This is a genomic window from Streptomyces sp. AB3(2024) (assembly GCF_041862025.1).
Classification (GTDB): domain Bacteria; phylum Actinomycetota; class Actinomycetes; order Streptomycetales; family Streptomycetaceae; genus Streptomyces.
This window is the reverse complement of sequence record NZ_JBGWAB010000057.1, coordinates 1-25,379: the sequence shown is the minus strand read 5'-3', so window position 1 is coordinate 25,379 and position 25,379 is coordinate 1. Positions and strand designations below refer to the sequence as shown.

Genomic DNA, 25,379 nt, shown 5'->3' with positions numbered 1-25,379 from the left:
GCCGCCGCGTCCCGGCGCGACCGGGCCCGGACCCGCTCCCGGGGTCCCGCCCGGCCCCTGCCCACGTACCGGGCGGTAGCGGGGCGGCCGGATCCCGCCCCGGCCGAGCGACCGATTCCCTGGGGTGGCCGGATGCCGCCGCCGGGACGGGTACGGTCCCGGCGGCGGCACGGCGGCTACAGCGGGAGTCCGGGCGCCGGGAAGGCGGCCATCAGGTCGCCGACCTCGGAGCGGACGGCGGCGAGGGCCGGCTCGTCGCCCTTGGCGGCCGCGTCCACCGACCGCGAGATCCAGTCGGCGACGACGGGCATGTGCTCCGCGGTCAGGCCGCGGGACGTCAGCGACGGGGTGCCGATCCGGATGCCCGACGGGTCGAACGGCTTGCGCGGGTCGAACGGCACGGTGTTGTAGTTCACGACGATCCCCGCCCGGTCCAGGGCCTTCGCCGCGACCTTGCCCGCCACCCCGCGCGAGGTGAGGTCCATCAGGATCAGGTGGTTGTCGGTGCCGCCCGAGACGAGGTCGAAGCCCCGCTCCAGCAGCGCGGCGGCCAGCGCCTTCGCGTTGGCCACGACCGCGTGGGCGTACGCCGTGAACGCCGGCTGCGCCGCCTCGTGCAGGGCGACCGCGATGCCCGCGGTCGTCTGGTTGTGGGGACCGCCCTGGAGACCCGGGAAGACCGCCTTGTCGATGGCCTTCGCGTGCTCCTCCTTGCACATCAGCATCGCTCCGCGCGGCCCGCGCAGGGTCTTGTGGGTGGTCGTCGAGACCACGTCCACGTGCCCGACCGGGGACGGGTGGGCGCCGCCCGCGATCAGGCCCGCGATGTGTGCCACGTCCGCGACGAGGACCGAGCCCGCCTCCTCGGCGATCGAGGCGAAGGCCGCGAAGTCGATGGTCCGCGGCAGGGCCGTGCCGCCACAGAAGATGATCTTCGGTCGTTCGGCGAGGGCCAGCGCGCGCACCGCGTCGTAGTCGATCCGGCCGTCCTCCGGGCGCACGCCGTACTGGACCCCGCGGAACCAGGAGCCCGTCGCGGAGACCCCCCAGCCGTGGGTGAGGTGCCCGCCCATCGGCAGGGCCATGCCCATCACCGTGTCGCCGGGCTTGGCGAAGGCCAGGTAGACGGCGAGGTTCGCCGGGGACCCCGAGTACGGCTGGACGTTCGCGTGGTCCACCCCGAACAGGCCCTTGGCCCGCTCGACGGCGAGGGCCTCGACCCGGTCGATGTTCTGCTGGCCCTCGTAGTAGCGGCGGCCCGGATAGCCCTCGCTGTACTTGTTCTGGAGCACCGTGCCGGAGGCCTCCAGCACGGCGGCGGAGACGTAGTTCTCACTGGGGATCAGGCGCAGGGTCTCCGCCTGGAGGCCCTCCTCGGCGGCGATGAAGGACGCCAGCTCGGGGTCGGTGGCCCAAAGGGAAGGGTGGCGGCGTGCGGGATGACGGTGGTTCGCGCTCATGGCGGCTCCTCCGGGGTCGATGTCGTCTCTCGTCCCCGCGAGGCCCAGGCGAGCGGCCCTGTGTGCGGTCGTGCGCGCACGACTCCCCCGGAGTTGGTTCTCCGTACGCCAGTCGCCGTGCGTACCGGACACCTTAGCGGGCGCGCCGGAAAGAAGGTTTCTCCGTCCGCGATCCGAGCGACGATAGAAAGGACGCCACCCACGTCACCGGCCAGACGGACGATCGGAGACCCCGTGTCGAGAACTGCTGATGCCATCCGCTCCGCCGACGAGCACAGCGCGCACAACTACCACCCCCTGCCCGTCGTCGTCGCCTCGGCGGAGGGCGCGTGGATGACGGACGTGGAGGGCCGCCGGTACCTCGACATGCTCGCCGGGTACTCGGCGCTCAACTTCGGCCACGGCAACCGCCGTCTGATCGACGCCGCCCACGACCAGCTGGAGCGGGTCACCCTCACCTCCCGCGCCTTCTTCCACGACCGTTTCGCGGACTTCTGCACGCAGCTCGCCGAGTTGTGCGGCAAGGAGATGGTGCTGCCCATGAACACGGGCGCGGAGGCCGTGGAGACGGCGGTGAAGACGGCCCGCAAGTGGGGGTACGAGGTCAAGGGCGTACCGGACGGGCACGCCAAGATCGTGGTGGCCGCCGACAACTTCCACGGCCGCACCACCACCATCGTGTCCTTCTCCACGGACCACGAGGCCCGCGACCACTTCGGTCCCTACACGCCCGGCTTCGAGATCGTCCCGTACGGGGACCTCACCGCGCTCTCCCACGCCGTCACCGAGAACACCGTGGCGGTGCTGCTGGAGCCGATCCAGGGCGAGGCCGGGGTGCTGGTGCCGCCCGCCGGGTACCTGGCCGGCGTACGGGAGCTGACGCGCGAGCGGAACGTGCTCTTCATGGCCGACGAGATCCAGTCGGGCCTGGGCCGGACCGGGAAGACCTTCGCCTGCGAGCACGAGGGCGTCGTCCCCGACGTGTACGTCCTCGGCAAGGCGCTGGGCGGCGGGGTGGTCCCCGTCTCCGCCGTGGTCGCCGACCGGGACGTGCTCGGGGTGTTCCGGCCGGGAGAGCACGGGTCCACCTTCGGCGGCAACCCGCTGGCCTGCGCCGTCGCCCTGGAGGTGATCGCGATGCTGCGCTCCGGCGAGTACCAGCAACGAGCCGCCGAACTCGGCGACCACCTGCACCGGGAGCTGAACCTGCTGGTCGGCGGAGGTGCGGTGACCGCCGTCCGCGGCCGCGGCCTGTGGGCGGGGGTCGACATCGACCCCTCCCGCGGCACGGGCCGGCAGATCTCCGAGAAGCTGATGGAGCTCGGGGTGCTGGTGAAGGACACCCACGGATCGACGATCCGCATCGCACCGCCGCTGGTGATCGGCAAGGAGGACCTGGACTGGGGCCTGGACCGGCTGCGGCAGGTACTGGCGTAGCCGCGCCGGTGTCCGCCGGAAGGTGACCCGGTGCCGTGGCCGGAAAGGTTCACCGGGTCACGGCGCCCGGCCCGGCACTAGAGGATGACGTGGGGCAGGAAGCGGGCGTACTCGTCCGTGACCGGCCCCGCCGATTCCCTGATCCCGAGGCCCGCCGCCTCCTCCTCGACCACCCACGCGCCGAGGACGACCCGGTTGCCGTCGAAGTCGGGCAGCGGCGCCAGCGCCTGGAAGACGTACGTCTCCCCCTCGGCCGGGACGAAGGGCCCGCCCTCCCCGCCCGGTCCGTGGAGGGTGACCCCGGCGCCCTCGCGGCCCAGCAGGGGCTTGGCCGCGTAGCCGGCCGCGTCGGCCCCGGCGAGTTCGCGCGGGCCGTCGAGGTAGGCGGGCAGCAGGTTGGGGTGCTCCGGGAAGAGCTCCCACAGGACCGCCAGCAGCGCCTTGTTCGCGAGCAGCATCTTCCACAGGGGCTCGATCCAGGCGGTGGTGCCGGAGCCGCCCCCGTGGTCGTAGGTGTCCAGGACCTGCGGGCCGAAGGTGTCCTCGGCCAGCCACTCCCACGGGTAGAGCTTGAAGCAGCCGCGGATGAAGCGGAGCTTCTCGTCGACGAACCGGCCCGAGAGGCTGTCCCAGCCGATCTGTTCGACCGACAGGGCGTGGGTCTCCAGGCCGGCCTGTTCGGCGGTCTCCTGGAGGTAGGCCACCGTCATCAGGTCCTCGCCGAGCTCGTCGGTCTCGGAGTGCGCGAAGTGCAGCGGACCGGGCGGCAGCAGCTCCGCCTGGCGTCGCCAGGCCTCGACGAGCCGCTCGTGGAGGGAGTTCCACTGGTCGGCGCCGGGGAAGCGCTCCTCCATCCAGAACCACTGCGGGCTCGCCGCCTCCACCAGGGAGGTGGGGGTGTCGGCGTTGTACTCCAGCAGCTTGGCCGGCCCGTCGCCGTCGTAGCGCAGGTCGAAACGGCCGTAGAGGGAGGGCTGTTCGGCGCGGCGGTGCCAGGACTCGGCGATCAGGCCGGCCAGCTTCGGATCGGTGATGCCGAGGTCCGCGAAGCGGTCGTGCTCGACGATGTGCGCCGCCGCGGCCAGGCACATGGCGTGCAGCTCCTCGACGACCCCCTCCAGCGCCTCGACCTCCGGGAGGGAGAAGGAGTAGTACGCGCTCTCGTCCCAGTAGGGGCGCAGGGAGTCGTCGGGATAGCGGGTCAGGGGGTAGATCAGGCCCTGCTCCTCGACGGTCTGCTGCCAGTCGGGGCGGGGTTCGATGGTGTGCCGCCGCATGGTGCGCTCAGCCGCCGGAGGAGCCGGTGTGGCTGCCGCCGCCGATGCCGCCGCGGGTGACGGACGGCTTGTCGAAGCTGCCGCCGGAGACCTTGCCCTTGCTGACGGAGCCGCCGTAGTAGTAGGTGCCGCGGCCGCCGCTGCTGCACTCCTTCATGTTCAGGTGGTCCAGGGACGACCGGGAGGCACAGCGCTTGTCCGGCTGGTCGCTGCTGCCGCACGCCACGAGGGTGGCGGCGAGCAGGCCCATGCCGCCGAGGGCGACCGCCCCGGAGCGCATGCGGCGGCGCACGACGGCGCGTCCCGCGGTGTCTGTGGTGCCTGTGGTGCCTGTGCTCGCGGTACTGCCGGTTGTGCCTGTACTGCCGGTCGGGCTGCTGTCCATGGCCGACAGACTAGATCGGGGCGCGGGGGGATGGAATCCGGCCGTCGTCACACCCTTGTCACGGGTGCGCGCCCAGGTCGGGGCCTAGAGTCGGTTCGTGTTGATTGGGATGCTTTGCGCGCTGGGCGCGGCCGTCTGCTTCGGTACGGCGTCGGTGCTCCAGGCCGTCGCGGCGCGGACCGCGGAGCCGGGCACGGGCTCGGGGGTGGACACCGCGCTGTTCCTACGGGCCGTGCGGCAGTGGCGGTACCTGGCCGGGCTCGGCCTGGACGCGGTCGGCTTCGTGCTCCAGATCATCGCCTTGCGCCACATCCCGATCTACGCGGTGGGCGCGGCGCTCGCCTCCAGTCTGGCCGTCACGGCGGTGGTCTCGGCGCGGCTGCTGCGGGTACGGCTGTCGGGGCTGGAGTGGGGTGCGGTGGGGGTGGTGTGCGCGGGGCTGCTGATGCTGGGGCTGGCGTCCGGCGAGGAGGGCTCCGAGACCGGGTCGTTCGCGCTGAAGCTGGGGCTGTTGGCGGTGGCGGGGCTGGTACTGCTGGTGGGCGCGGCCGCGGGCCGGCTGCCGGACCGCTCGCGGGCGCTGGTGCTGGGCCTGGCGGCGGGGACGGGCTTCGGGGTGGTGGAGGTGTCCGTCCGGCTCGTCGACTCCCTCTCCCGGCAGGAGCTGCGCAACCCGGCGCTGTACGCCCTGTTGCTGGGCGGCGCGGCGGGCTTCCTGCTCCTCACCTCCGCCCTGCAGCGCGGCTCGGTGACGGCGGCGACCGCCGGCCTGGTCCTGGGCGAGACGATCGGCCCGGCGGTGGTCGGCGTGGCCTGGCTCGGCGACAGCACCCGCGAGGGCTTCACCTGGCTGGCGGTGCTCGGCTTCGCGGTGGCGGTGGCGGGGGCGCTCGGCCTGTCCCGCTTCGGCGAACCGGAGGCCTAGCCGGCCCGGACCGGCCGGGACGGGCGGGCCGGGACGGGCGGGCCGGGGCGGCCGTCCCGGCCGGTCCGGGCCGCGCCGCGCCGGACGGTGTCAGGGCAGGGAGGCGACCAGGGCCGCGAGGGTCGGGGCGAAGGCGCTGTCGGACGGGGTGCCGTAGCCGACGACCAGGGCCTCGCGCGGGGGCATCGCCGAGTCGGGGTGGCGGTAGGTGCCCAGGCCCTCCAGCGCCAGGTCCTGCCAGGCGGCGGACCGCAGCAGGGCCCGCTCCGTGCCCGGCGGGAGGTCCAGCACGGCGTGCAGCCCGGCGGCGACCCCGGAGACGGGGACCCGTCCCGCCACCGCCGCGACCAGCGCGTCCCGGCGGCGCCGGTAGCGCAGCCGCATGCCGCGCACGTGGCGGTCGTAGGCCCCGGAGGTGATGAACTCCGCGAGGGTGAGCTGGTCGAGGGCGCTCGAACTCCAGTCGACCCGGCCCTTGGCCTCCAGCACCTCCTCCAGCAGGTCCGGCGGCACCACCATCCACCCCATCCGCAGCCCCGGCGCCAGGGACTTGCTGGCGGTGCCGAGGTAGACCACCCGGTCCGGGTCCAGGCCCTGGAGGGCCCCGACGGACTGGCGGTCGTAGCGGAACTCCCCGTCGTAGTCGTCCTCCAGGATGAACCCGCCGCTGGTCCGCGCCCAGTCCACCGCCGCCGCCCGCCGCTGCGGGGTGAGGGCGGCGCCGGTGGGGAACTGGTGCGCCGGGGTCAGCAGCACCGCGCCGGTGCGGGGGCCGAGCCCCGCCAGGTCGGGGGTGCGGGCCCCGGCCCCGTCGACCCACAGCGGGCGGGTGCGCAGCCCGGCCCCGGCCAGCAGGTCGCGGTGGATGTCGAGGCTGTACCCCTCCACCGCCACCTCCCGCACCCGGCGCGCCCGCAGCACCGCGCCGAGCAGCCGCAGCCCGTGCGCGAACCCGGAGCACAGCACGATCCGGTCCGGGTCGGCGTACACCCCGCGGGCCCGGGCCAGGTATCCGGCGAGAGCCTCGCGCAGCTCCGGCCGGCCGCGTACGTCGAGCCCGTAGCCGAAGGCGTCGTTGGGGGCGTCGGTGAGGGCCCGCCGGGCGGCCGCCAGCCAGCCGGCCCGCGGGAAACCGCCGAGGTCGGGGGAACCGGGGATCAGGCTGTACGCGGGCCCCCGGCGCGCGGGGCGGCGGACCCGCGCGGTGCCCGCGGGGCGGCGCGGGGTGGCGCGTTCGGCGACCCGGGTGCCGGAGCCCTGGCGGGCGGTCAGCCAGCCCTCGGCGACGAGCTCCCCGTACGCCTCGGCGACCGTGTTGCGGGCGATCCCGAGGTCGGCGGCGAAGGACCGGGAGGACGGCAGCCGGGTGCCCGGCGCCAGCCGCCCGCTCCGCGCGGCCTCCCGCAGCTCCTCCGTGAGCGCGGCCCGCAGCCCGCGCCCGCCCCGTACCGCGGCCGACAGGTCCAGATGGAGGTCGGCCCCAAGAGTGGCCCAAGATCCGGTCATGGATATGGACCATATCCGCGGGCCGCCCGCTCCGTACGGTGGTGCCATGACCAACGAAACGAAGACCGCCGAACTGGCCGCCGAGCACACCCCCCGCATGAACCTCGCCAAGCACGCGCCCGCGTTCTACAAGGCCGTCCTCGGCATGGAGATGGCCGCCGTCAAGGGCCTGGACGAGTCCCTGGTCGAGCTGGTCAAGATCCGCGCCTCGCAGATCAACCACTGCGCCTTCTGCCTGGACATGCACACGAAGGACGCGATCGCGCACGGCGAGACCGTCGAGCGGATCGTGCAGCTCTCCGCCTGGGAGGAGTCGCGTCACTTCTACACGGAGAAGGAGCTGGCGGCGATCGAGCTGACCGAGGCCGTCACCGTCCTGACGGACGGCTTCGTCCCCGACGAGGTGTACGCGAGGGCGGCGACCCACTTCGAGGAGGCCGAACTGGCCCAGCTGATCGCCGTGATCGCGACGATCAACGTGTGGAACCGCATCGGCGTCACCACGCGCAGCGTCCCGGGCCACTACACGGTGGGCATGTACAAGTAGCCGCGCCGCACGTGCCCCGGCCGTCCTGCGGCCGGGGCACGCCCGTGACCCGGTCCGTCACTCCGGCCGGAAGGAGTCCAGGGCCGCCGTCAGGTGCGCGCGCACCGTCGGGGAGTCCGTGGCCGGTCCGGCCGCCAGCAGCGCCCACCGCTTGCCGTCGGTGGCGGTGACGATCCGCTCCATGCCCCTGCGGCGGCCGTGGGACTCGGCGCTGTCGTACTCGTAGACCAGTTCGCAGGCGCCGCCCGCGACCGGTTCGAGGGAGACCTGCCGGTAGGCGGGGGTGCCGTCGTCCAGGCTCTGCGAGGACATCCGCAGCAGCTCGCACGAGCCGGTGGCGGAGTCCTCGGTGACCCGGAAGATCTGCAGCAGGGCGCTGCGGTCACCGGGCGGGCGGTAGAAGGATCCGCTGCCGGTCTCGTCGTGGCTGGGCTGCCAGCCGGTGGGGACGGCAACCGAGAAGCCGCCCTCGTCGCGCACCACGGTGTACCCCGCTCCGGCGCTCGCCGAGGCGGAGGACGTGGCGGAGGACGTGGCGCTCGCGCTCGGGCCCGGCGGGGAGCTACGGGGGCCCGTGGGCTCCGTGGTCCGCCCCTGCGAGGGCGCGCTCGCGGCGGGAGGACCGGGGGCCGCGGACGGCTCGTCCTTCGCGCCCAGCAGCATCCACGCCGCGACGGCCGACCCGCCCGCGACGGCCGCCACGAGCCCCACCAGCAACGGGGTCCGCCACTGCCCGGCGCCGCCGGCGCCACCGCTGCTGCCGCCGCCCGGCGTGTACTGCGGGGGCGGCGGTGGCGGTGGCGGCTGGACCGGGGGGAGCGGAGGGAGCGGCGGCGGGGGCTGCAGGGTCGAGGACGGCTGCGCGGGCCAGAACCCGTACCCGGGCGGCAGCGCGGCCGGCAGGGTCGAGGGCTCGGGTGCGGGCGGCCCGGCGGCCGACGGATCGGCGGCCGGTCCCGGCTGCGCGCCCCACTCCCACCGCTGCGACTGCGAGTTCCACCGGGGGGCGCCGGAGGCACCGTCGGGCGAGGACACCGGTCAGCCCCCCAGCGAGACGAGCGGTTCGCCCGGGGCGGTGGCCGCGCTCACCGACTCCACCAGCGGGGCCCGGCGCACCAGCGCCCCGCGCAGCCGTGCGGCGAGGCCGGGCCGGACCTCACCGGCCTCCTCCAGCTCCCCGGCGGCCTCGTCGAGTTCGGCGTCGAGCGCCGTCCGGTCCTCGCCGCGGGGCAGCCGCACGAGGGCGGCCCGCAGTTCGAGGACGGCCTCCAGCAGCTCCGCGGCGCCGGGCGCCGCCGCTCCCGTACCGCCGTGGTGCACGGTGTCGGTGTGTCCGCTGCCGCCGGTGCTGAAGGCGCTGCCGCTGATCCCGCCGATCCGGACCGAGGGCTCTCCACCGTCATGTGCCACCGTTGCTCCCCTTTCCACCCGTACCGCCGCCGGCGGTGTTGTGGTGTCCGGTGCCGCCGAGGCTGAAGGCGCTGCCGTTCACCGACTGGATGAACACGCCGCCCTCGGCGACGTGGACCGCGCGCTGTGCGAATTCCGCCGTGTGCCAGCCCGCTTCGTGCAGAGCGACGGTAACCCCGCTCACCACCCGGTCCTGACTCGTTTTCAGATACCGGTCCAGGTCCATGAGGTGGAAGAGGGAGCCGTCCTCATCCGCCGCGATCTCCCGCACCGACAGCTCCGGCCCCTCGGGGCGGGCCCCGCCGTGGCAGCCGGTGACGATCCGCCACCAGCCGGCCTTGTTTACCGCCCACACGCACCCGACAGGTGAAAAAACACCAAGGCGCCCCGGTCGGATTCGACCGGGGCGCAAGGGCGTTCGTACGGGTCAGGCGATCAGATCAAACGATCGGACCGGCCGTCCCGCGGGGTGTGGCTCAGATGAGGCCGAGCTCGCGGACCGCGTCGCGCTCCTCGACGAGCTCCGCCACGGACGCGTCGATGCGCGCACGGGAGAACTCGTTGACGTCCAGGCCCTGGACGATCTCGTACTTGCCGTCCTTGGTGGTGACGGGGAAGGAGGAGATGATGCCCTCCGGGACGCCGTAGGAGCCGTCCGACGGGATGCCCATCGAGGTCCAGTCGCCCGCGGCGGTGCCGTTGACCCAGGTGTGCACGTGGTCGATGGCGGCGTTGGCGGCCGAGGCGGCCGAGGACGCGCCACGGGCGTCGATGATCGCGGCGCCGCGCTTGGCGACGGTCGGGATGAAGGTGTCGGCGAGCCACAGCTCGTCGCCCACGACCTCGGCGGCGTTCTTGCCGGCGATCTCCGCGTGGAAGATGTCGGGGTACTGGGTCGCCGAGTGGTTGCCCCAGATGGTCAGGCGCTTGATGTCGGTGACGTCGGCGCCGGTCTTCTTCGCGAGCTGCGAGATCGCGCGGTTGTGGTCCAGGCGGGTCATCGCGGTGAAGCGCTCGGCCGGGACGTCCGGGGCGGCGGCCTGCGCGATGAGCGCGTTGGTGTTGGCCGGGTTGCCCACGACCAGGACCTTGATGTCGTCCGCGGCGTGCGCGTTGATCGCGGCGCCCTGCGGCTTGAAGATGCCGCCGTTGGCGGCGAGCAGGTCACCGCGCTCCATGCCCGCGGTGCGCGGACGGGCGCCCACGAGCAGCGCGACGTTGGCGCCGGCGAAGCCCTGGTTCGGGTCGTCGAAGATGTCGATGCCCTTGAGCAGCGGGAAGGCGCAGTCGTCGAGCTCCATGGCGGTGCCCTCGGCGGCCTTCATGCCCTGCGGGATCTCCAGCAGGCGGAGCTTGACCGGCACGTCCGCGCCGAGCAGGTGGCCGGAGGCGATGCGGAAGAGCAGCGCGTAGCCGATCTGGCCGGCGGCGCCGGTCACGGTGACATTCACGGGAGTGCGGGTCATGGCCTTCTCCGTTAGACAGCTGGCGGTGGGGCGTCCCTGCCCCATGTGCTGGGCCCCAAGTTCTGGGAGGACGCCGCTTCCCTGTCCTTACGAATCTTGACGTGAAGAGACATCCGCGGTCAGGCTATCCGACCCGCGGGGCCCCCAACCCCCGGGTCCCTGTGGTCCACGGCACACGGACCCGCCGGATCGAAGGCGGGACCCGGTCCGGGCCCCGCTCACCGTCCGCCTCCCGAGTACTACTCCACCCGGAAGATCTCCCCCGTCCGGTGCCCCTCGACCGACTTGACGTAGGCGTTCGCCGCGCGGGCGACCGGCACCGCGTCGAATCCGGCGAAGGTGTCCCCGTAGACGCCGAGGGACTCGGTGAACACGGTCGGGCTGACGGCGTTGATCCGCTGACGGCCCGGCAGTTCGATCGCGGCGGCCCGTACGAAGGCCTCGACCGCGCCGTTGGCGAGGGAGGCGACCGAGCCGGTGAGCAGGGGCTCGCGGGCCAGGATGCCGGTGATCAGGGTGAACGAGGCGTGCGCGGGCAGCCGGGGGGCGCCCTGGCGTACCAGCTCGATCTGGCTGACGGCCTTGCCCTCCAGGCCGGCCCGCACGTCGGCGGTGGTGAGCTCGCCCAGCGGGCGCCACGGGACGGAGCCGGCCGCGCAGGCCACCGCGTCGACGGACCCGACCGCCTCGTACATCGCCCGGACGGAGTCGGGGTCGGTGATGTCGACGCGGACGTCCGCGCCCTCGCGGGAGGCGGTGACCACCTCGTGGCCGCGCTCGCGCAGGGCCGTGTGCACCGCGCGGCCGAGCGTGCCGCCGGCGCCGATCAGGACCACCTTCAGGGGATTCATGGCACGAGCATCACCCTCGCCCCAACGTGAAGTCCAGCTACCTTCACTACAGCAATCATTAAGATGAACTCATGCTTGACGTGAAGCGGATGGTCATCCTGAGGGACCTGGCGGAACACGGGAAGGTGACCGCGGTCGCCGAACTGCACCGCGTCACCCCCTCCGCCGTCTCCCAGCAGCTGCGGGCCCTGGAGGCCGAGGCCGGGGCCGCCCTCGTCGAACGGGACGGGCGCGGACTGCGCCTCACCCCCGCCGGAGCCGCCCTGGCCGCCGCCTGCGACCCGGTGCTGGCCGCGCTGGAACGCGCCGAGGGGGCGGTACGGGCCCTCGACGCCGGGCCGGTCGGGGAGCTGCACGTCGGCTGCGCCCCGAGCGCGCTGGCGACGGTGGCCGCCCCGCTGGTCGCCGCCCTCGCCGCACGCCATCCGGGGCTGCGGCCGCGGATCGTGCAGGCCGATCCGGAGGAGGCGCTGCCGCTGTTGCGCGGGCGCCGCCTGGACCTGGCGGTGACCTACGCGTACCCGCTGCTGGGCGCGCCGCCCGCGAGCGGCACCACCGCCGTCCCGCTGTTCGACGACCCGCTCTGCCTGGCTCTGCCCGAGGCCCTGCTCCCGGCCTACGGACGAGACGGGCTGACGGCGCTGCGGGAGGCCGACTGGGTCTCGGCGCCCGCGCCGAGCAGCTGCCGCGAAATGCTCCTGCACGCCTGCCGCAACGCCGGGTTCACCCCGCGGATCGCGCACGAGTGCGCGGACCTGCGGGCCGGGCTGTGGCTGGTCGCGACCGGCCGGGCCGTGTCGATCCTGCCGAAACTGCTGTGCGACGCACCGCCTCCCGGCACGGCGGTGGTGGAACTGCCGGGCCGGGGGCGGGTCCTGGAGGCGCTGGTCCGGGCGGGCACCGAGACCCGGCCGGCCATCGCGGCCGCGCTGGCCGCGCTGGCCGCGCTCCCGGTCACCGGACGGTGAAGCGGACCGCGCTCTCCAGGAAGGGGACGTCCAGCCACGGCTTGGGCTCCATGACCACCGCGAGCAGCGTGATCGCCACGCCGAGCAGCCCGTACGTGATCATGTCCGTGAAGCGGGAACGCACCGCGAGCATGCCCACCGAGGGCAGGAACCGGCGCAGCGCGGCGGCCGCGATGAGGGCGATGCCGATCATCAGGCAGCCGGCCCGCGGATGCCCCGTCGCCGTGGTCAGCAGCCCGGCGGCGGTGGCCGCCAGGACACTGAGCATCGGCCACTGACGGGCGGGCGTGGACACCGCCCCGGGGACGGCGCGCCCGCCGCCCTCGGGACGTACCGTGCCCTCGGTGACGGAGGGGAACCGCCGCGACTTCGCGGCCCCGGCCGTCGACCGCGCCGCCTGCTCGGAGGTCCGCTCCGTCTCCGTCCCGCGCTCCGGCTCGGACTCCGGCTCGGACTCCTGCCCGCGCTGCGGGTCGCGCTCCGGTTCCCTCGGCCGCCCGGCCGCGCCGGGGTCGTCGTGCTCAGCCCGCACTGGGGGTCCGCTCCGCCGCCTCGACCACGTTGACCAGCAGCTGCGCGCGGGTCATCGGGCCGACCCCGCCCGGGTTCGGGGAGATCCAGCCCGCCACCTCGGCCACGCCCGGGTGCACGTCCCCGACGATCTTGCCGTTCTCGTCGCGGCTGACGCCGACGTCGAGCACGGCCGCGCCCGGCTTCACGTCCTCCGGCTTCACCAGGTGCGGAACCCCGGCCGCCGCGACGATGACGTCCGCCTGGCGCAGCAGCCCGGACAGGTCACGCGTACCGGTGTGGCACAGGGTGACGGTCGAGTTCTCGGACTTGCGGGTCAGCAGCAGGCCGATGGACCGGCCGACGGTGATGCCGCGCCCGAGGACCACGACGTGCGCACCCGCGAGCTCGACGCCGTGGTGGCGCAGCAGCTCGACGATGCCGTACGGCGTGCAGGGCAGCGGGCCCGGCTCGTTGAGGACCAGCCGGCCCAGCGACATGGGGTGCAGGCCGTCGGCGTCCTTGACCGGATCCATCAGTTCGAGGACGCGGTTGGTGTCGATGCCCTTCGGGAGCGGCAGTTGGACGATGTAGCCGGTGCAGGCCGGGTTGGCGTTCAGCTCCCGCACGACCTCCTCGATGTCCTCCTGGGAGGCCGTCGCGGGCAGTTCGCGCTGGATGGAGGCGATGCCGACCTCGGCACAGTCCTTGTGCTTGCCGTTGACGTACCAGCGGCTGCCCGGATCGTCGCCGACCAGCAGGGTGCCGAGGCCGGGGGTGATCCCCCGCTCCTTCAGCGCCGCCACTCGGACGGTCAGTTCGGACTTGATCGCGGCTGCGGTGGCCTTGCCATCGAGAATCTGGGCGGTCATACCGCCATCCTCGCGGATGTGGTGGCCCCGGTTCCAGTCGGCGGATGCCGGAATGCGGTCTTGATTGCACTTGCACAACAAGTGGGGCCCTCTGAGACAACCGGCTGGACAAGGCCGGTACGGGCCCACCACGATGACGGTCGGCAAGACGATCGAAAGAGTGCCGCGGGCAGTGCCGGGGGGCGTACCGCAGAAAGCAGATGTCCTCCGTGCGTGCCGTGCGTCCCCGCACTTCACGGAGGAAAGACCCAGATGAGCTTCGGCGACCCGAACAACCCGTACGGGCAGCAGCAGCCGCCGGCCCCACAGGGCCAGCCCGGCTACGGCTACCCGCAGCAGGCCCCGCAGGGCGTGCCGCCGCAGGGCGGCTACGGATACCCGCAGCAGGGCCAGCAGCCGTACGGCGGCATGCCGCCGCAGGCGCCGGGCACGATCCAGGCGAACAACGGCTACATCAACGTCGCGGGTCTGGGCACCGTCCAGGTCGCGACGATGGGCCGCCGCTTCGGTGCCCGTCTGATCGACGGCGTCGCCGTCTCCGTCATCGTGTGGATCCTCATGGCGATCGGCTTCGCCGGGGCACTGGGCCTCGCGGACACGGTCAAGGACTGCGGCACGGACTACGCGTCGGCCACCTACCAGCAGTGCGTCAACGACCAGGCCCAGGCGGCCGGCGGCATGATCGCCGCCCTGTTCGGCATGATCGCCCTCATCGGTATCGCCACCATGCTCTACGAGTGGCTGATGATCGCCTTCGTCGGCGCGACGCTCGGCAAGATGGCGCTGGGCCTGAAGGTCGTCAAGGAGAACACCGGCCAGGCCCCGGGCCTGGGCGGCGGCTTCATCCGCTGGATCATCCCGATCGTCGGCGTCTTCCTCTGCTACATCGGCGCCGTCCTGGTCTACCTGTCCCCGTTCTTCGACAACTCGGGCAAGCTCCAGGGCTGGCACGACCGCGCCGCGGGCACCATCGTCGTCAAGACGAAGTAACCCGCTCGCACACGGCGAAGGCCGCCACCCGCACCAGCGGGTGGCGGCCTTCGCCGTATCCGTGCCTCAGTGGAAGAAGTGGCGGGTACCGGTGAAGTACATCGTCACCCCGGCCTTCTTCGCGGCCTCGACGACCTGCTCGTCCCGGACCGAACCGCCCGGCTGGACCACGGCCTTGATGCCGGCCGCGGTGAGGATCTCCAGCCCGTCCGGGAAGGGGAAGAAGGCGTCGGACGCGGCGTACGAGCCCTGCGCGCGCTCGGCGCCCGCCCGCTCGACGGCGAGCTTCGCCGAGTCGACGCGGTTGACCTGGCCCATGCCGACGCCGACCGAGGCGCCGTCCTTGGCCAGCAGGATCGCGTTGGACTTGACGGCCCGGCAGGCCTTCCACGCGAAGGCGAGCTCGGCCAGCTCCTCGGCGGACAGCGCGTCGCCGGTGGCCAGCGTCCAGTTCGCCGGGTCGTCGCCCTCGGCCTGGAAGAGGTCGCTCTGCTGGAGCAGCGCGCCGCCCGAGACCGGCTTCAGGTCGCCCGGCTGGTGCGGGGTGCCGTCCACCTTCAGGACGCGGATGTTCTTCTTCCTGGCCAGGATCTCGACCGCGCCGTCCTCGTAGGCCGGGGCGGCGATGACCTCGGTGAAGATCTCGGCGACCTGCTCGGCGAGCTCGACGGTCACCGGACGGTTGACGGCGATGACACCGCCGAAGGCCGACAGCGGGTCGCAGGCGTGCGCCTTGCGGTGCGCGGCGGCGACGTCCTGGTCCACGGCGATGCCGCACGGGTTGGCGTGCTTGATGATCGCGACGCAGGGCCCGTCGTGGTCGTAGGCGGCCCGGCGGGCGGCCTCGGTGTCCACGTAGTTGTTGAAGGACATCTCCTTGCCGTGCAGCTGCTCGGCGTTGGCGATGCCGCCCGGACGGCCGTCCGTGTAGAGCGCGGCGGCCTGGTGCGGGTTCTCGCCGTAGCGCAGGGTCGACTTGCGCTCCCACGCGCCCGCGAGGAACTCGGGCAGCGCCACCTCGGGGGACTCCGGGGCGTAGACGTCGGTGAACCAGGACGCGACGGCCACGTCGTAGGAGGCGGTGTGCTGGAAGGCCTCGGCCGCGAGCCGCTTGCGGGCGGTCAGGTCGAAACCGCCGCCCTGGGCGGCCGCGAGGACGTCGGCGTAGCGGGCGGGGCTGGTGACGACGGCGACCGACGGGTGGTTCTTGGCGGCGGCGCGGACCATCGACGGGCCGCCGATGTCGATCTGCTCGACGCACTCGTCGGGGGTGGCGCCGGAGGCGACGGTCTCCCGGAAGGGGTAGAGGTTGACGATCACCAGGTCGAAGGGCTCGACGCCCAGCTCGGCGAGCTGGTTGCGGTGGTCCTCCAGGCGCAGGTCGGCGAGGATGCCGGCGTGCACGCGCGGGTGGAGGGTCTTGACGCGGCCGTCGAGGCACTCGGGGAAGCCGGTCAGCTCCTCGACCTTGGTGACGGGCACCCCGGCAGCGGCGATCTTCGACGCGGTGGAGCCGGTGGAGACGAGCGAGACGCCCGCCTCGTGCAGGCCGCGGGCCAGCTCTTCCAGTCCCGTCTTGTCGTAGACGCTGACGAGCGCACGCCGGATCGGCCGCTGGGTGGTGGTCGGGTCGTTGCTCTCTACGGAGTCTGCGGCGGTCACTGGATTGTTACCTTTCGTCCCTCAATGCGGTAGCCGTGCCGGGCCAGGCGCCCCACGACGTCGACGAGCAGCTGGCGCTCGACTTCCTTGATGCGCTCATGGAGAGCGGCTTCGTCCTCGCCGTCCCGGATCTCGACGACACCCTGGGCGATGATCGGACCGGTGTCCACGCCGGAGTCCACGAAGTGGACGGTGCAGCCGGTGACCTTCGCCCCGTAGGCGAGGGCGTCCCGTACGCCGTGCGCGCCGGGGAAGGCCGGGAGGAGGGCGGGGTGGGTGTTGACGAACCGGCCGCCGAAGCGGTCGATGAAGTTCTTGCCGACGATCTTCATGAACCCGGCGGAGACCACGAGGTCCGGCGCGTGCGCGTCCGTCGCCTCGGTCAGCGCCGCGTCCCACTCCTCGCGGCTGCCGTAGGCCTTGACCGGGCACACGAAAGTGGGGATCCCGGCCTTCTCGGCCCGTTCGAGGCCGGCGATGTTCGCGCGGTCGGCCCCCACCGCGACGACCTCGGCGCCGAATCCCTCGGCTCCGCCGGGGTGCGCGTCGATGGCATCGAGCAGGGCCTGGAGGTTGGTGCCGGAGCCGGAGACCAGCACGACCAGCCGGGAGGCGGGCATGGGAGGCCCTTTCTTACGGGATTGCCGTCGTTCGTCTTGTGTGGTCATACGAAACTTCGGGGTACCGATATACGGGGAACCATACGAAGCCACCGACCGCCTGCAACGATACCGGCACACGGGACCGCCCCCGAGGGACGGGGGGACGGGCGAGCGGTAGCGTCTGGCGTACACCGCACGCCGGGCGCGCGCCCGGCCCACGACACAGGGGAAGTAACGCACTCGATGCCGGACCGCCGTCAGCCCGACCCCTCGACCGACGACAACCCCTTCGCGGCGCCCCCGGAGGGCCGGCCCGACCAGCCGTGGCAGCCCCGGCAGCCGCAGCAGCCCGGCGGCGGCGGCTCCGGCGGCGGCCCGTCCGAGCCCGGGGGCCCCGGGGGCCCGGCCCGTTGGGACCCCATGGACCCGCTCCAGCGGCGCGCGCGGTACGCCCTGCTGGCGGGCATGTGGGGGTTCTTCTTCGGGATCTTCGGGATCCCCTCGGTGGGGCTGCTGTTGGGCGCGCTCGCGATGTATTGGGGCATCAGCGCCCTGCGCGGCCGCCCGGAGACCAAGGCCGACCCCACGACGGGCACCCCGGCCCGGCCGGGAGGCCTGGACTCCCTGGGCCCGGCGGCCCGGCCGCAGCGCGCGGCGGCGGTCGGCGGCCTGGTGACGGCGTCCATGGCCCTGATGCTGGCGGCGAGCTCGTACGCGCTGCAGCTGACGTACAAGGACTTCTTCGTCTGCCGCGACGACGCCCTGACCCGCACGGCGGAACTCCAGTGCAACAACCTGCTCCCGGACAACGTCCTGGGCGACATCCTGAAGGTCCAGCGCTGACCGACCCCGCCGACGCCTCAGCCCCGGGTCCGGGTCCGGGTCCGGGTCCGGGTCCGGGGTGCGGGCCCAATACCGCACCCGCACCCGCACCACCCACGCCGGCCGCATCTCGCCCCGCCGGCGATCGAGGCGCGGGGTCCGGGGCGGAGCTCCGGGAACACCCCGGCCCCGCCGACGACGCTTCAGCCCCGGAATCCGGGACGCGGGCCGCATGCCGCACCCGCGCCACGCCCACCAAACCAAGCCCCGCCGGCGATCGAGGCGCGGGGTCCGGGGCGGAGCCGCCCCGGGAACACCCGGCCCCGCCGAGGCGCGGGACCGCATGCGCGGCCGGTCAGGGCGGAGGCCGCCGCCGGGCCAGCACCCGCACCCCGACCACCGGCGGCAGCAACGGTTCGGCGGGCACCACCACCAGCGGTACCTCGGGAGCATCCGGAGCCGCCGGAGCCACCACGACCGGCGGAGCCACCGGCTCGGGCGGAGCCGCCGGAGCCACCACCACCGGCGGAGCCACCGGCTCGGGCGGAGCCACCGGCTCGGGCGGAGCCACCGGCTCGGGCGGAGCCACCGGCTCGGGCGGAGCCACCGGCTCGGGCGGAGCCACCGGCTCGGGCGGAGCGACCACCCCCACCGGAACCGGCGGAGCCACCGGCGGAGCCACCGGTCGGGTCGCCTCCCGCAACGCCGCCCACCTCAGCTCCCGCACCCCGGAGTCGTGCCACACGTCCTCCCCGCCCCCGCCGGAGGCACCCCGCACCGGCCGGGTCCGCCACACGTGCACCCCCACCGCCAACGGCACCGCCAGCAGCAGCGTCCACCCCGCGGCCGCGCCGCCCACCGCCCACCACACGGGCCCGAAGCCGGCCAGTGCCCGCGACCCGAGCGGCCCGGCCGAAGCCGCCGCCAGGCCCGCCATCGCCAGCCCGCACACCACCGCGCCCAGCGCCGCCGTCAGCGCGGCCTCCCCGGAGGAGACGTCCCGCGCCCGGCGCACCGAGAACCACCCCACGATCAGCCCGGCCGCCACCGGCACCCCGGCCGCCGCCCAGGTGACCGGCGTTCCCGGCCCCTCCGGCGGCAGCGCCGCGAGCAGCGGGAACCTCGGCAGGGCCGGCGCGCCCGCGAAGCCGAGCGGGGTGGCCGTCACCCCGGCCCCCACCGCGAACCCGGGCCCCAGCCCGTACGCCGCTCCCCACACCATGGCGTTGGGGATCAGGGCCAGTGCGAGCAGCAGCACCGCGAACCGCCCGGACCACACCCCGGTCAGCGTCAGGAAGGAGGACTGCACCTCCGCCCCGTGCCACGCCAGCGACGCGCCGACGAGCAGGGCGCCGCCGCCCAGCAGGACGAGGGCCCCGGCCGCGCCCGATCGCAGCGCCAGCGCGTAACGGGGGCGCGCGACGGCCCTCCGTACGCCCCCTGGAATCCAGCCCGGCAGCGGCCCGAGCGGCCTCCCCTTCGCCGACCACACCCCGGCCGCGGCGGCGAGCACCGCCACCAGCGGGACGTGCCATGCGGCGCTGAGCGGATCGGCGGGCATCGGCCCCCCGGCGGCGTACACGGTGGCCAGCGCCCCGACGCCCAGGTAGCCGCAGGTGACGGCGGAAAGGACGACACCGGCCGGCAACGCCTCGTCGGCCTCGTTCCCCTCACCGCCCCCGCCGTCCCCCGACGCGCTGCCGAGCCGGGCCGCCCGCCGCATCAGCAGCACCGGCAGCGCCACCAGCAACAGCGGTGTCAGGCCGACGGGCGCGGGCACCCCGGAGAGGGTCTCGTAGCGGACGAGTTCCGTCCCGTGCGCCATCAGCCACAGCCCCGCGGCGAGGTGCAGGGCGCCGCCCGGACCGCTGTCCGGGTAGGGGGAGCTGATCCACAGGACGATCACGAGCACGGCCAGGAAGCCGAGCCCCAGTCCGGCGGCCACGGCGCCGCCCAGCACACAGGCAGCGGCGGCCGGCGAACGCCGGCGCACACCCGCCCTCGGGACCGTCGGCAACGAGGTCCCGTGTTCGGTCACTTGGGTCACCCCGCCATGGTGCCAACGACACGCGCTATGGGCGGGTAACAGGCGAATGCCCGTGGTGTCGCTCAATATACGTTTATGTACTTTTTCGCGCAGGACTGTCGGGTCGCGGGGAGTGTGGCATGACACAAGGCGTCGAGACGACCTCCGACGCGGAGCTGGGCCTGCCGTCCCCCAAGGAACGCCGCAGGCTGCGCGAAGCGGGCCGGCTGACCCCCGAGGAGGTCGCGGCGACGGTGGGCGTCACCGCGACGACCGTCCGCTCCTGGGAGACGGGCCGCACCGAACCGCGCGGACGCAAGCGAGAGGTGTACGCAGCGCTGCTGACCCGCCTCGCGGAAGCGGAGGGGGAGTCGGAGACGGGGGAGACGGAGGCGGAGGCCGAGGCCCGTGCCCCCCGGGAGGCGGAGCCGGACGCGCCCGCCGTACGGGCCGCCACCACCGCCACCACCACGCCCGAACCGCCCGGCCCTCCCCAACCGACCGCCCCGGAAGCCGTGGACGCTCCCGCCGGGGATACCATCGGCGCAGCCCCCCGGGCCGGCGCCGCAGGCGTACGGGCATTCGCGGCGGGCGGTCTCCCCACGCGCGCGGGCGGGCCCGGTACGCGCCCCCGCCCGGCCGGCAAGGGCGCCGCCCGGCCACCCGTTTCCCTGACCCGCCACGAGACGAAACACCCCGTCAGAACCGGGGCCGGCGGGGGCGGTCCCTCCCCCGCGCCCGCCGGCCCGACGGATCCGCCCCCCTCCGCGCCCCCGCGCACGGACCCCGCCCGGCCCGACCCACGGGCCGGCGCTCCGGCACGCCCCGAACCCACGCAGCCCGACCCCGCCCGTCCCGACCCCACACAGCCCGACCCCGCGCCGCCCGGGGAGTCCGCACAGCCGCCCCCGACGGAATCCGCACGGGCCTTCGACGCCCTCTACCTCTGCGCCGCCCCCGCGCTCGTCCGCCAGACCTACCTGCTCACCGGCCGCCGCGCCCTCGCCCGGCAGTCCGTCGAGCACGCCTTCCGGCAGGCCTGGGGGCGCTGGCCCGAGGTGGCCACCGACCCGGATCCCGTCGGCTGGGTACGGGCCGTCGCGTACGAGTACGCCCTCTCGCCCTGGCGCCGGTTCCGCCGCGCGTACCGCAACCCCGACCCGGGCCCGGTCGAACCCGTCGACCGGATGCTGCTGGACGCCCTGCTCGGCCTGCCGCCCGCGCACCGCAGGACCGTGCTGCTCTACGACGGCATCGGCCTCGACCTGCCCGACACCGCCGCCGAGACCGAGGCCAGCACCCCCGCCGCCGGGAACCGGCTGTTGCGCGCCCACGTCACCCTCGCCGAACGGGTTCCCGGGCTGGCCGACGTACCGCCGGAGAGGCAGTCCGCCGCGCTGCGCGAGCTGCTCGGCGGGCTCCGGCCCGCCGAGCAGCTGGAACCCCGCAGCGCCCCGGCCACCATCCGCGCCCTCACCGAGCGCACGGCCCGGCGGTGGTCCCGGGCGGCGATCTGCCTCACCGCGGCGATCGCCGTGGCGACCGGGTACACCGCCGTCACCGCGCCGGACCGGTACGTGGCCCCGGTCGCGCCGGGCAGCAGCGTCTCCGGGGTCCCCCCGCACAGCGGCCCGCAGCGGCTCACCGACCAGAGCCGGGAGCTCCGGGAAAAGCTCCGGGGCGACCCGGCCTCCGGCCCCGCCCGGATCTCCCCGGCCCTGGAATGAGGAACGGGCGTGGGGCGCGCCCCCCCCGCGGGGGGGGGCCCCCCCCCACGCCCGTACACGTGCGGAAGACGAGAACGACTACTTGGCGTTCAGGATCTCGCGCGCCAGCTTGGCGGTCTCGGTCGGCGTCTTGCCGACCTTGACGCCGGCGGCCTCAAGGGCTTCCTTCTTGGCCTGTGCGGTGCCGGAAGAACCGGAGACGATGGCGCCGGCGTGGCCCATGGTCTTGCCCTCGGGGGCGGTGAAGCCCGCGACGTAACCGACGACCGGCTTGGTGACGTTCTTCGCGATGAAGTCCGCCGCACGCTCCTCGGCGTCGCCGCCGATCTCGCCGATCATGACGATGAGCTCGGTGTCCGGGTCGGCCTCGAAGGCCTCCAGGGCGTCGATGTGCGTGGTGCCGATGACCGGGTCGCCACCGATGCCGACGGCGGAGGTGAAGCCGATGTCACGGAGCTCGTACATCATCTGGTAGGTCAGCGTGCCGGACTTGGACACGAGACCGATCTTGCCGGGCTTGGTGATGTCGCCCGGGATGATGCCGGCGTTGGACTGGCCGGGGGTGATCAGACCCGGGCAGTTCGGGCCGATGATCCGGGTCTTGTTGCCCTTGGCGGTCGCGTACGCCCAGAAGGCGGCGGAGTCGTGCACCGCGATGCCCTCGGTGATGACGACGGCCAGCGGGATCTCGGCGTCGATGGCCTCGACGACGGCGGCCTTGGCGAAGGCCGGCGGGACGAAGAGGACGGAGACGTTGGCGCCCGTCTTCTCCATCGCCTCGGCGACGGAACCGAAGACCGGGACCTCGGTGCCGTCGAAGTCGACGGTGGTGCCGGCCTTGCGCGGGTTCACGCCGCCGACGATGTTGGTGCCGTCAGCCAGCATCAGCTTGGTGTGCTTCATGCCCGTGGCACCGGTCATGCCCTGGACGATGACCTTGCTGTCCTTGTTGAGGAAGATAGCCATGTGAGTCTGTGACCTCTGCCCTTACTTCGCAGCCGCGAGCTCGGCGGCCTTGTCGGCCGCGCCGTCCATGGTGTCCACGCGCTGCACCAGCGGGTGGTTGGCGTCCGAGAGGATCTTGCGACCCAGCTCGGCGTTGTTGCCGTCGAGGCGGACGACCAGCGGCTTGGTGACCGCCTCGCCCTTGTCCGCGAGCAGCTGCAGGGCCTGGACGATGCCGTTGGCGACCTCGTCACACGCGGTGATGCCACCGAAGACGTTGACGAACACGGACTTGACGTCCGGGTCGCCGAGGATGATCTCAAGACCGTTGGCCATGACGGCGGCGGAGGCGCCGCCACCGATGTCCAGGAAGTTGGCGGGCTTGACGCCGCCGCCATTCGCCGACGTGTACGCCTCACCGGCGTACGCGACGACGTCGAGGGTGCTCATGACGAGACCCGCGCCGTTGCCGATGATGCCGACCTCACCGTCGAGCTTGACGTAGTTGAGGTTCTTCGCCTTGGCGGCGGCCTCCAGCGGGTTCGCGGCAGCGTGGTCCACGAACTCCTCGTGACCCGGCTGGCGGAACTCGGCGTTCTCGTCGAGCGAGACCTTGCCGTCGAGCGCGATGACGTCGCCGTTGGCGACCTTCGCGAGCGGGTTGACCTCGACGAGGAGCGCGTCCTCGGCGATGAAGGTCGCCCACAGGGTCACGAGGACCTCGGCGACCTTCTCGGCGACCTCGGCCGGGAACTTCGCCAGCGCGACGATCTCGCGGGCCTTCTCGATGGTCACGCCCTCGTTGGCGTTCACCGGGACCTTGGCGAGCTTCTCCGGGGTCTCCTCGGCGACCTGCTCGATGTCCATGCCGCCCGCGACCGAGGCCATGGCCAGGAAAGTGCGGTTGGTGCGGTCGAGGAGGTACGAGACGTAGTACTCCTCCAGGATCTCCGGAGCGGTCTCGGCGATCATCACCTTGTGGACCGTGTGGCCCTTGATGTCCATGCCGAGGATGTCCGTCGCGCGGGCGACGGCCTCGTCCGGGGTGGCGGCGAGCTTGACGCCGCCGGCCTTGCCGCGGCCGCCGACCTTCACCTGGGCCTTGACGACCGACTTGCCGCCCAGCTTCTCGGTGGCCTCGCGAGCCGCCTCAGGCGTGTCGATGACTTCACCGGCCAGCACCGGTACACCGTGCTTGGCGAAGAGGTCCCTCGCCTGGTACTCGAACAGGTCCACGCGCGTCCGTCCCTTGTCTTCAAAGATTCGCAGTGATTCGCGGTTGTCTGCTATCTGCGTGGGCGTGCCGCGAAGGGCAACGTGACGGCGCTGTCACAGGGGAGGCGCACACGGTGACCGTGGACGCGGCATGTCCGTCTCGCAGGTTATCCCCGTGGGCCGTAGGTCCCTAAATCGCAGATCACACCTGCGCGGTGATACCTGTCACAGATCACCTCACGGTTGAACTGCAACTTCGTGTGATCTGCCGATTTGCGTCAGCGCCCTCACGTGCTGGGCAGGGGCCGCTTCTCCAGTGCCGCCGCCATCACCTCCGGGAACAGGTCGGGGGTGCAGGCGAAGGCGGGCGCGCCGAGTGCGGCGAGCGCCGCCGCGTGTTCGTGATCGTAGGCGGGAGCGCCCTCGTCGGACAGTGCGAGGAGGGTCACGAATTCCACCCCGTCGGCCTTCATCGCCGCGACCCGCTTGATCATCTCGTCACGTATGCCGCCCTCGTGGAGATCGCTGATCAGGACCACGACCGTGTCGGCGGGACGGGTGATCCGGGACCGGCAGTAGGCGAGGGCGCGGTTGATGTCGGTGCCGCCGCCGAGCTGGGTACCGAAGAGGACGTCGACGGGGTCGTCGAGCCGGTCGGTCAGGTCGACGACGGCCGTGTCGAAGACGACCAGGCGGGTCGCGATCGAGCGCATGGACGCCAGGACCGCCCCGAAGACGGAGGCGTAGACGACGGAGGCCGCCATCGAACCCGACTGGTCGACGCAGAGGACGACCTCCTTGCGGACCCCCCGCGCGGAGCGGCCGTGGCCGACGAGACGCTCCGGCACGACCGTCCGGTGCTCGGGCAGGTAGTTCTTCAGGTTCGCCCGGATGGTCCGGTCCCAGTCGATGTCGCGGTGGCGGGGGCGGGCGGTCCGCGCCGACCGGTCGAGCGCGCCCGTCACCGTGGCCCGCGTACGGGAGGCAAGACGCCGCTCCAGTTCCTCCACCACCTTGCGGACCACGGCCCGCGCGGTCTCCCTGGTGGTGTCCGGCATCGCCTTGTTCAGCGACAGCAGGGTGGCGACCAGGTGGACGTCCGGCTCGACGGCCTCCAGCATCTCCGGCTCCAGCAGCAGCGCGGACAGGCCGAGCCGGTCGATGGCGTCCCGCTGCATGACCTGGACCACCGTGGTGGGGAAGTACGTACGGATGTCCCCGAGCCAGCGCGCCACCCGCGGCGCGGAGCCCCCGAGCCCGGCGGACCGCTCCCCCGCGGGCCGTCCGCCGCCACCGCCCCCGTACAGCGCTTCGAGGGCGGCGTCCATCGCGGCGTCCCGCCCGGCCGGCGCGTACCCCGTGCCGTCGGCCTCGCCGCCGCCGAGCACCATCCGCCAGCGCCGCAGCCGCTCGTCCCCCGCGACGGCGTCCGTCGCCGTCGTCCCCCCGGCCGCCGCCGGCCGGTCCCGCTCCGTCATCTGTCCTTCTCCCTCCGCTCGTTCCCTTCTCTTCCGGCACCGCCCCGCCGCCCCTCCGTCCCGGCGCCTCACCCCGCCGTGGCCAGCAGCAGGCGGGCGACGGCCTCCGCCGCGTCCGCGCGGGCCGGGTCGAGGTCCGGGGCGAAGCCCTCGGGGGCGGCGCGGGAGGCGGAGCGTCCCCGCCCGGGGGGGGGGGGGGGGGGGGGGGGGGGGGCGGCCGGGCGCCGCCCCCCCCGCCCCCCCCCCCCCCCCCCCCCCCCCCCCCCCCCCCCCCCCCCCCCCCCCCCCCCCCCCCCCC

24 protein-coding genes and 1 riboswitch are annotated in these 25,379 nt (G+C 73.7%); of the genes, 7 read left to right on the top strand and 17 right to left on the bottom strand.

Going from position 1 to position 25,379, the window contains the following annotated elements; genetic code table 11:
* Positions 1-176: 176 nt before the first annotated feature.
* The gene (glyA, locus tag ACEPPI_RS22100; protein ID WP_373916982.1) at positions 177-1,460 is read right to left on the bottom strand and encodes a serine hydroxymethyltransferase; all 1,284 of its coding nucleotides are present in this window, start codon (positions 1,458-1,460) and stop codon (positions 177-179) included.
* A gap of 35 nt (positions 1,461-1,495) precedes the next feature.
* Positions 1,496-1,586, bottom strand: a riboswitch (ZMP/ZTP riboswitch).
* Positions 1,587-1,694: 108 nt separating this feature from the next.
* Here glyA and rocD point away from each other — a divergent pair.
* Positions 1,695-2,897, top strand: a complete 1,203-nt coding sequence (gene rocD, locus ACEPPI_RS22095; RefSeq protein WP_373916981.1) for an ornithine--oxo-acid transaminase — start codon at positions 1,695-1,697, stop codon at positions 2,895-2,897.
* Positions 2,898-2,974: 77 nt separating this feature from the next.
* Here the strand turns inward: rocD and ACEPPI_RS22090 are convergent, their stop codons facing one another.
* Positions 2,975-4,174, bottom strand: a complete 1,200-nt coding sequence (locus ACEPPI_RS22090; RefSeq protein WP_373916980.1) for a glutathionylspermidine synthase family protein — start codon at positions 4,172-4,174, stop codon at positions 2,975-2,977.
* Positions 4,175-4,181: 7 nt separating this feature from the next.
* A complete protein-coding gene (locus tag ACEPPI_RS22085; protein WP_373916979.1) occupies positions 4,182-4,466 on the bottom strand; it encodes a hypothetical protein in 285 nt (94 codons plus the stop codon).
* Between the two features lie 202 nt (positions 4,467-4,668).
* Between ACEPPI_RS22085 and ACEPPI_RS22080 the strand changes: the two genes are divergently transcribed.
* Entirely contained in the window at positions 4,669-5,484 is an 816-nt protein-coding gene (locus tag ACEPPI_RS22080; RefSeq protein ID WP_373916998.1) for a DMT family transporter, read from the top strand.
* Positions 5,485-5,574: 90 nt separating this feature from the next.
* Here the strand turns inward: ACEPPI_RS22080 and ACEPPI_RS22075 are convergent, their stop codons facing one another.
* The gene (locus tag ACEPPI_RS22075; protein WP_373916978.1) at positions 5,575-6,990 is read right to left on the bottom strand and encodes a PLP-dependent aminotransferase family protein; all 1,416 of its coding nucleotides are present in this window, start codon (positions 6,988-6,990) and stop codon (positions 5,575-5,577) included.
* Between the two features lie 46 nt (positions 6,991-7,036).
* Between ACEPPI_RS22075 and ACEPPI_RS22070 the strand changes: the two genes are divergently transcribed.
* On the top strand, positions 7,037-7,537 hold the full coding sequence (locus tag ACEPPI_RS22070) for a carboxymuconolactone decarboxylase family protein (protein WP_373916977.1): 501 nt from the start codon (positions 7,037-7,039) through the stop codon (positions 7,535-7,537).
* A gap of 57 nt (positions 7,538-7,594) precedes the next feature.
* Here the strand turns inward: ACEPPI_RS22070 and ACEPPI_RS22065 are convergent, their stop codons facing one another.
* The 5 genes from ACEPPI_RS22065 to ACEPPI_RS22045 form a co-directional block, all read right to left on the bottom strand.
* Positions 7,595-8,572: a hypothetical protein gene (locus ACEPPI_RS22065; protein ID WP_373916976.1), complete on the bottom strand. Its 978-nt coding sequence runs from the start codon at positions 8,570-8,572 to the stop codon at positions 7,595-7,597.
* A 3-nt stretch (positions 8,573-8,575) separates the two neighbouring features.
* The gene (locus ACEPPI_RS22060) at positions 8,576-8,947 is read right to left on the bottom strand and encodes a hypothetical protein (protein ID WP_373916975.1); all 372 of its coding nucleotides are present in this window, start codon (positions 8,945-8,947) and stop codon (positions 8,576-8,578) included.
* The gene (locus tag ACEPPI_RS22055; protein WP_373916974.1) at positions 8,937-9,302 is read right to left on the bottom strand and encodes a hypothetical protein; all 366 of its coding nucleotides are present in this window, start codon (positions 9,300-9,302) and stop codon (positions 8,937-8,939) included. The genes ACEPPI_RS22060 and ACEPPI_RS22055 overlap by 11 nt, the downstream gene beginning before the upstream one ends.
* A 121-nt stretch (positions 9,303-9,423) precedes the next feature.
* Complete coding sequence (locus tag ACEPPI_RS22050; protein WP_373916973.1) at positions 9,424-10,413, bottom strand: malate dehydrogenase; 990 nt, start codon at positions 10,411-10,413, stop codon at positions 9,424-9,426.
* Positions 10,414-10,652: 239 nt separating this feature from the next.
* Positions 10,653-11,255 carry a short chain dehydrogenase gene (locus ACEPPI_RS22045; RefSeq protein WP_373916997.1) on the bottom strand — a complete coding sequence of 201 codons (603 nt, stop codon included), beginning with the start codon at positions 11,253-11,255 and terminating at the stop codon, positions 10,653-10,655.
* A gap of 80 nt (positions 11,256-11,335) precedes the next feature.
* Here ACEPPI_RS22045 and ACEPPI_RS22040 point away from each other — a divergent pair, with 80 nt between their 5' ends.
* Positions 11,336-12,232, top strand: coding sequence for a LysR family transcriptional regulator (locus ACEPPI_RS22040; protein ID WP_373916972.1), 897 nt, complete (start codon positions 11,336-11,338; stop codon positions 12,230-12,232).
* Here the strand turns inward: ACEPPI_RS22040 and ACEPPI_RS22035 are convergent.
* A complete protein-coding gene (locus ACEPPI_RS22035; RefSeq protein WP_373916971.1) occupies positions 12,219-12,764 on the bottom strand; it encodes a DUF3017 domain-containing protein in 546 nt (181 codons plus the stop codon). The genes ACEPPI_RS22040 and ACEPPI_RS22035 overlap by 14 nt on opposite strands.
* Complete coding sequence (locus ACEPPI_RS22030; RefSeq protein WP_373916970.1) at positions 12,754-13,614, bottom strand: bifunctional methylenetetrahydrofolate dehydrogenase/methenyltetrahydrofolate cyclohydrolase; 861 nt, start codon at positions 13,612-13,614, stop codon at positions 12,754-12,756. The genes ACEPPI_RS22035 and ACEPPI_RS22030 overlap by 11 nt, the downstream gene beginning before the upstream one ends.
* Positions 13,615-13,866: 252 nt before the next feature.
* Between ACEPPI_RS22030 and ACEPPI_RS22025 the strand changes: the two genes are divergently transcribed.
* Positions 13,867-14,604 carry an RDD family protein gene (locus tag ACEPPI_RS22025; protein ID WP_356215065.1) on the top strand — a complete coding sequence of 246 codons (738 nt, stop codon included), beginning with the start codon at positions 13,867-13,869 and terminating at the stop codon, positions 14,602-14,604.
* Positions 14,605-14,670: 66 nt separating this feature from the next.
* Here the strand turns inward: ACEPPI_RS22025 and purH are convergent, their stop codons facing one another.
* Both purH and purN read right to left on the bottom strand, forming a co-directional pair.
* Complete coding sequence (gene purH, locus ACEPPI_RS22020; RefSeq protein WP_373916969.1) at positions 14,671-16,266, bottom strand: bifunctional phosphoribosylaminoimidazolecarboxamide formyltransferase/IMP cyclohydrolase; 1,596 nt, start codon at positions 16,264-16,266, stop codon at positions 14,671-14,673.
* Positions 16,263-16,886: a phosphoribosylglycinamide formyltransferase gene (gene purN / locus ACEPPI_RS22015; protein ID WP_373916968.1), complete on the bottom strand. Its 624-nt coding sequence runs from the start codon at positions 16,884-16,886 to the stop codon at positions 16,263-16,265. Before purN ends, purH begins: the two co-directional genes overlap by 4 nt.
* A 225-nt stretch (positions 16,887-17,111) precedes the next feature.
* On the opposite strand from purN, the gene ACEPPI_RS22010 reads away from it, so the two are divergent.
* A complete protein-coding gene (locus ACEPPI_RS22010; protein ID WP_373916967.1) occupies positions 17,112-17,711 on the top strand; it encodes a hypothetical protein in 600 nt (199 codons plus the stop codon).
* Between the two features lie 334 nt (positions 17,712-18,045).
* Here ACEPPI_RS22010 and ACEPPI_RS22005 read toward each other — a convergent pair whose 3' ends face one another.
* Entirely contained in the window at positions 18,046-19,737 is a 1,692-nt protein-coding gene (locus ACEPPI_RS22005; protein ID WP_373916966.1) for a DUF6350 family protein, read from the bottom strand.
* A 119-nt stretch (positions 19,738-19,856) separates the two neighbouring features.
* On the opposite strand from ACEPPI_RS22005, the gene ACEPPI_RS22000 reads away from it, so the two are divergent.
* A complete protein-coding gene (locus ACEPPI_RS22000; protein ID WP_373916965.1) occupies positions 19,857-21,443 on the top strand; it encodes a helix-turn-helix domain-containing protein in 1,587 nt (528 codons plus the stop codon).
* A 78-nt stretch (positions 21,444-21,521) separates the two neighbouring features.
* Here ACEPPI_RS22000 and sucD read toward each other — a convergent pair whose 3' ends face one another.
* The 3 genes from sucD to ACEPPI_RS21985 all read right to left on the bottom strand — a co-directional run bounded on the left by sucD (position 21,522) and on the right by ACEPPI_RS21985 (position 25,081).
* Positions 21,522-22,409, bottom strand: coding sequence for a succinate--CoA ligase subunit alpha (gene sucD / locus ACEPPI_RS21995; RefSeq protein ID WP_030230875.1), 888 nt, complete (start codon positions 22,407-22,409; stop codon positions 21,522-21,524).
* Between the two features lie 21 nt (positions 22,410-22,430).
* Complete coding sequence (gene sucC, locus ACEPPI_RS21990; RefSeq protein ID WP_373916964.1) at positions 22,431-23,624, bottom strand: ADP-forming succinate--CoA ligase subunit beta; 1,194 nt, start codon at positions 23,622-23,624, stop codon at positions 22,431-22,433.
* Positions 23,625-23,890: 266 nt separating this feature from the next.
* Positions 23,891-25,081, bottom strand: coding sequence for a VWA domain-containing protein (locus ACEPPI_RS21985; protein WP_373916963.1), 1,191 nt, complete (start codon positions 25,079-25,081; stop codon positions 23,891-23,893).
* Positions 25,082-25,379: the final 298 nt, after the last annotated feature.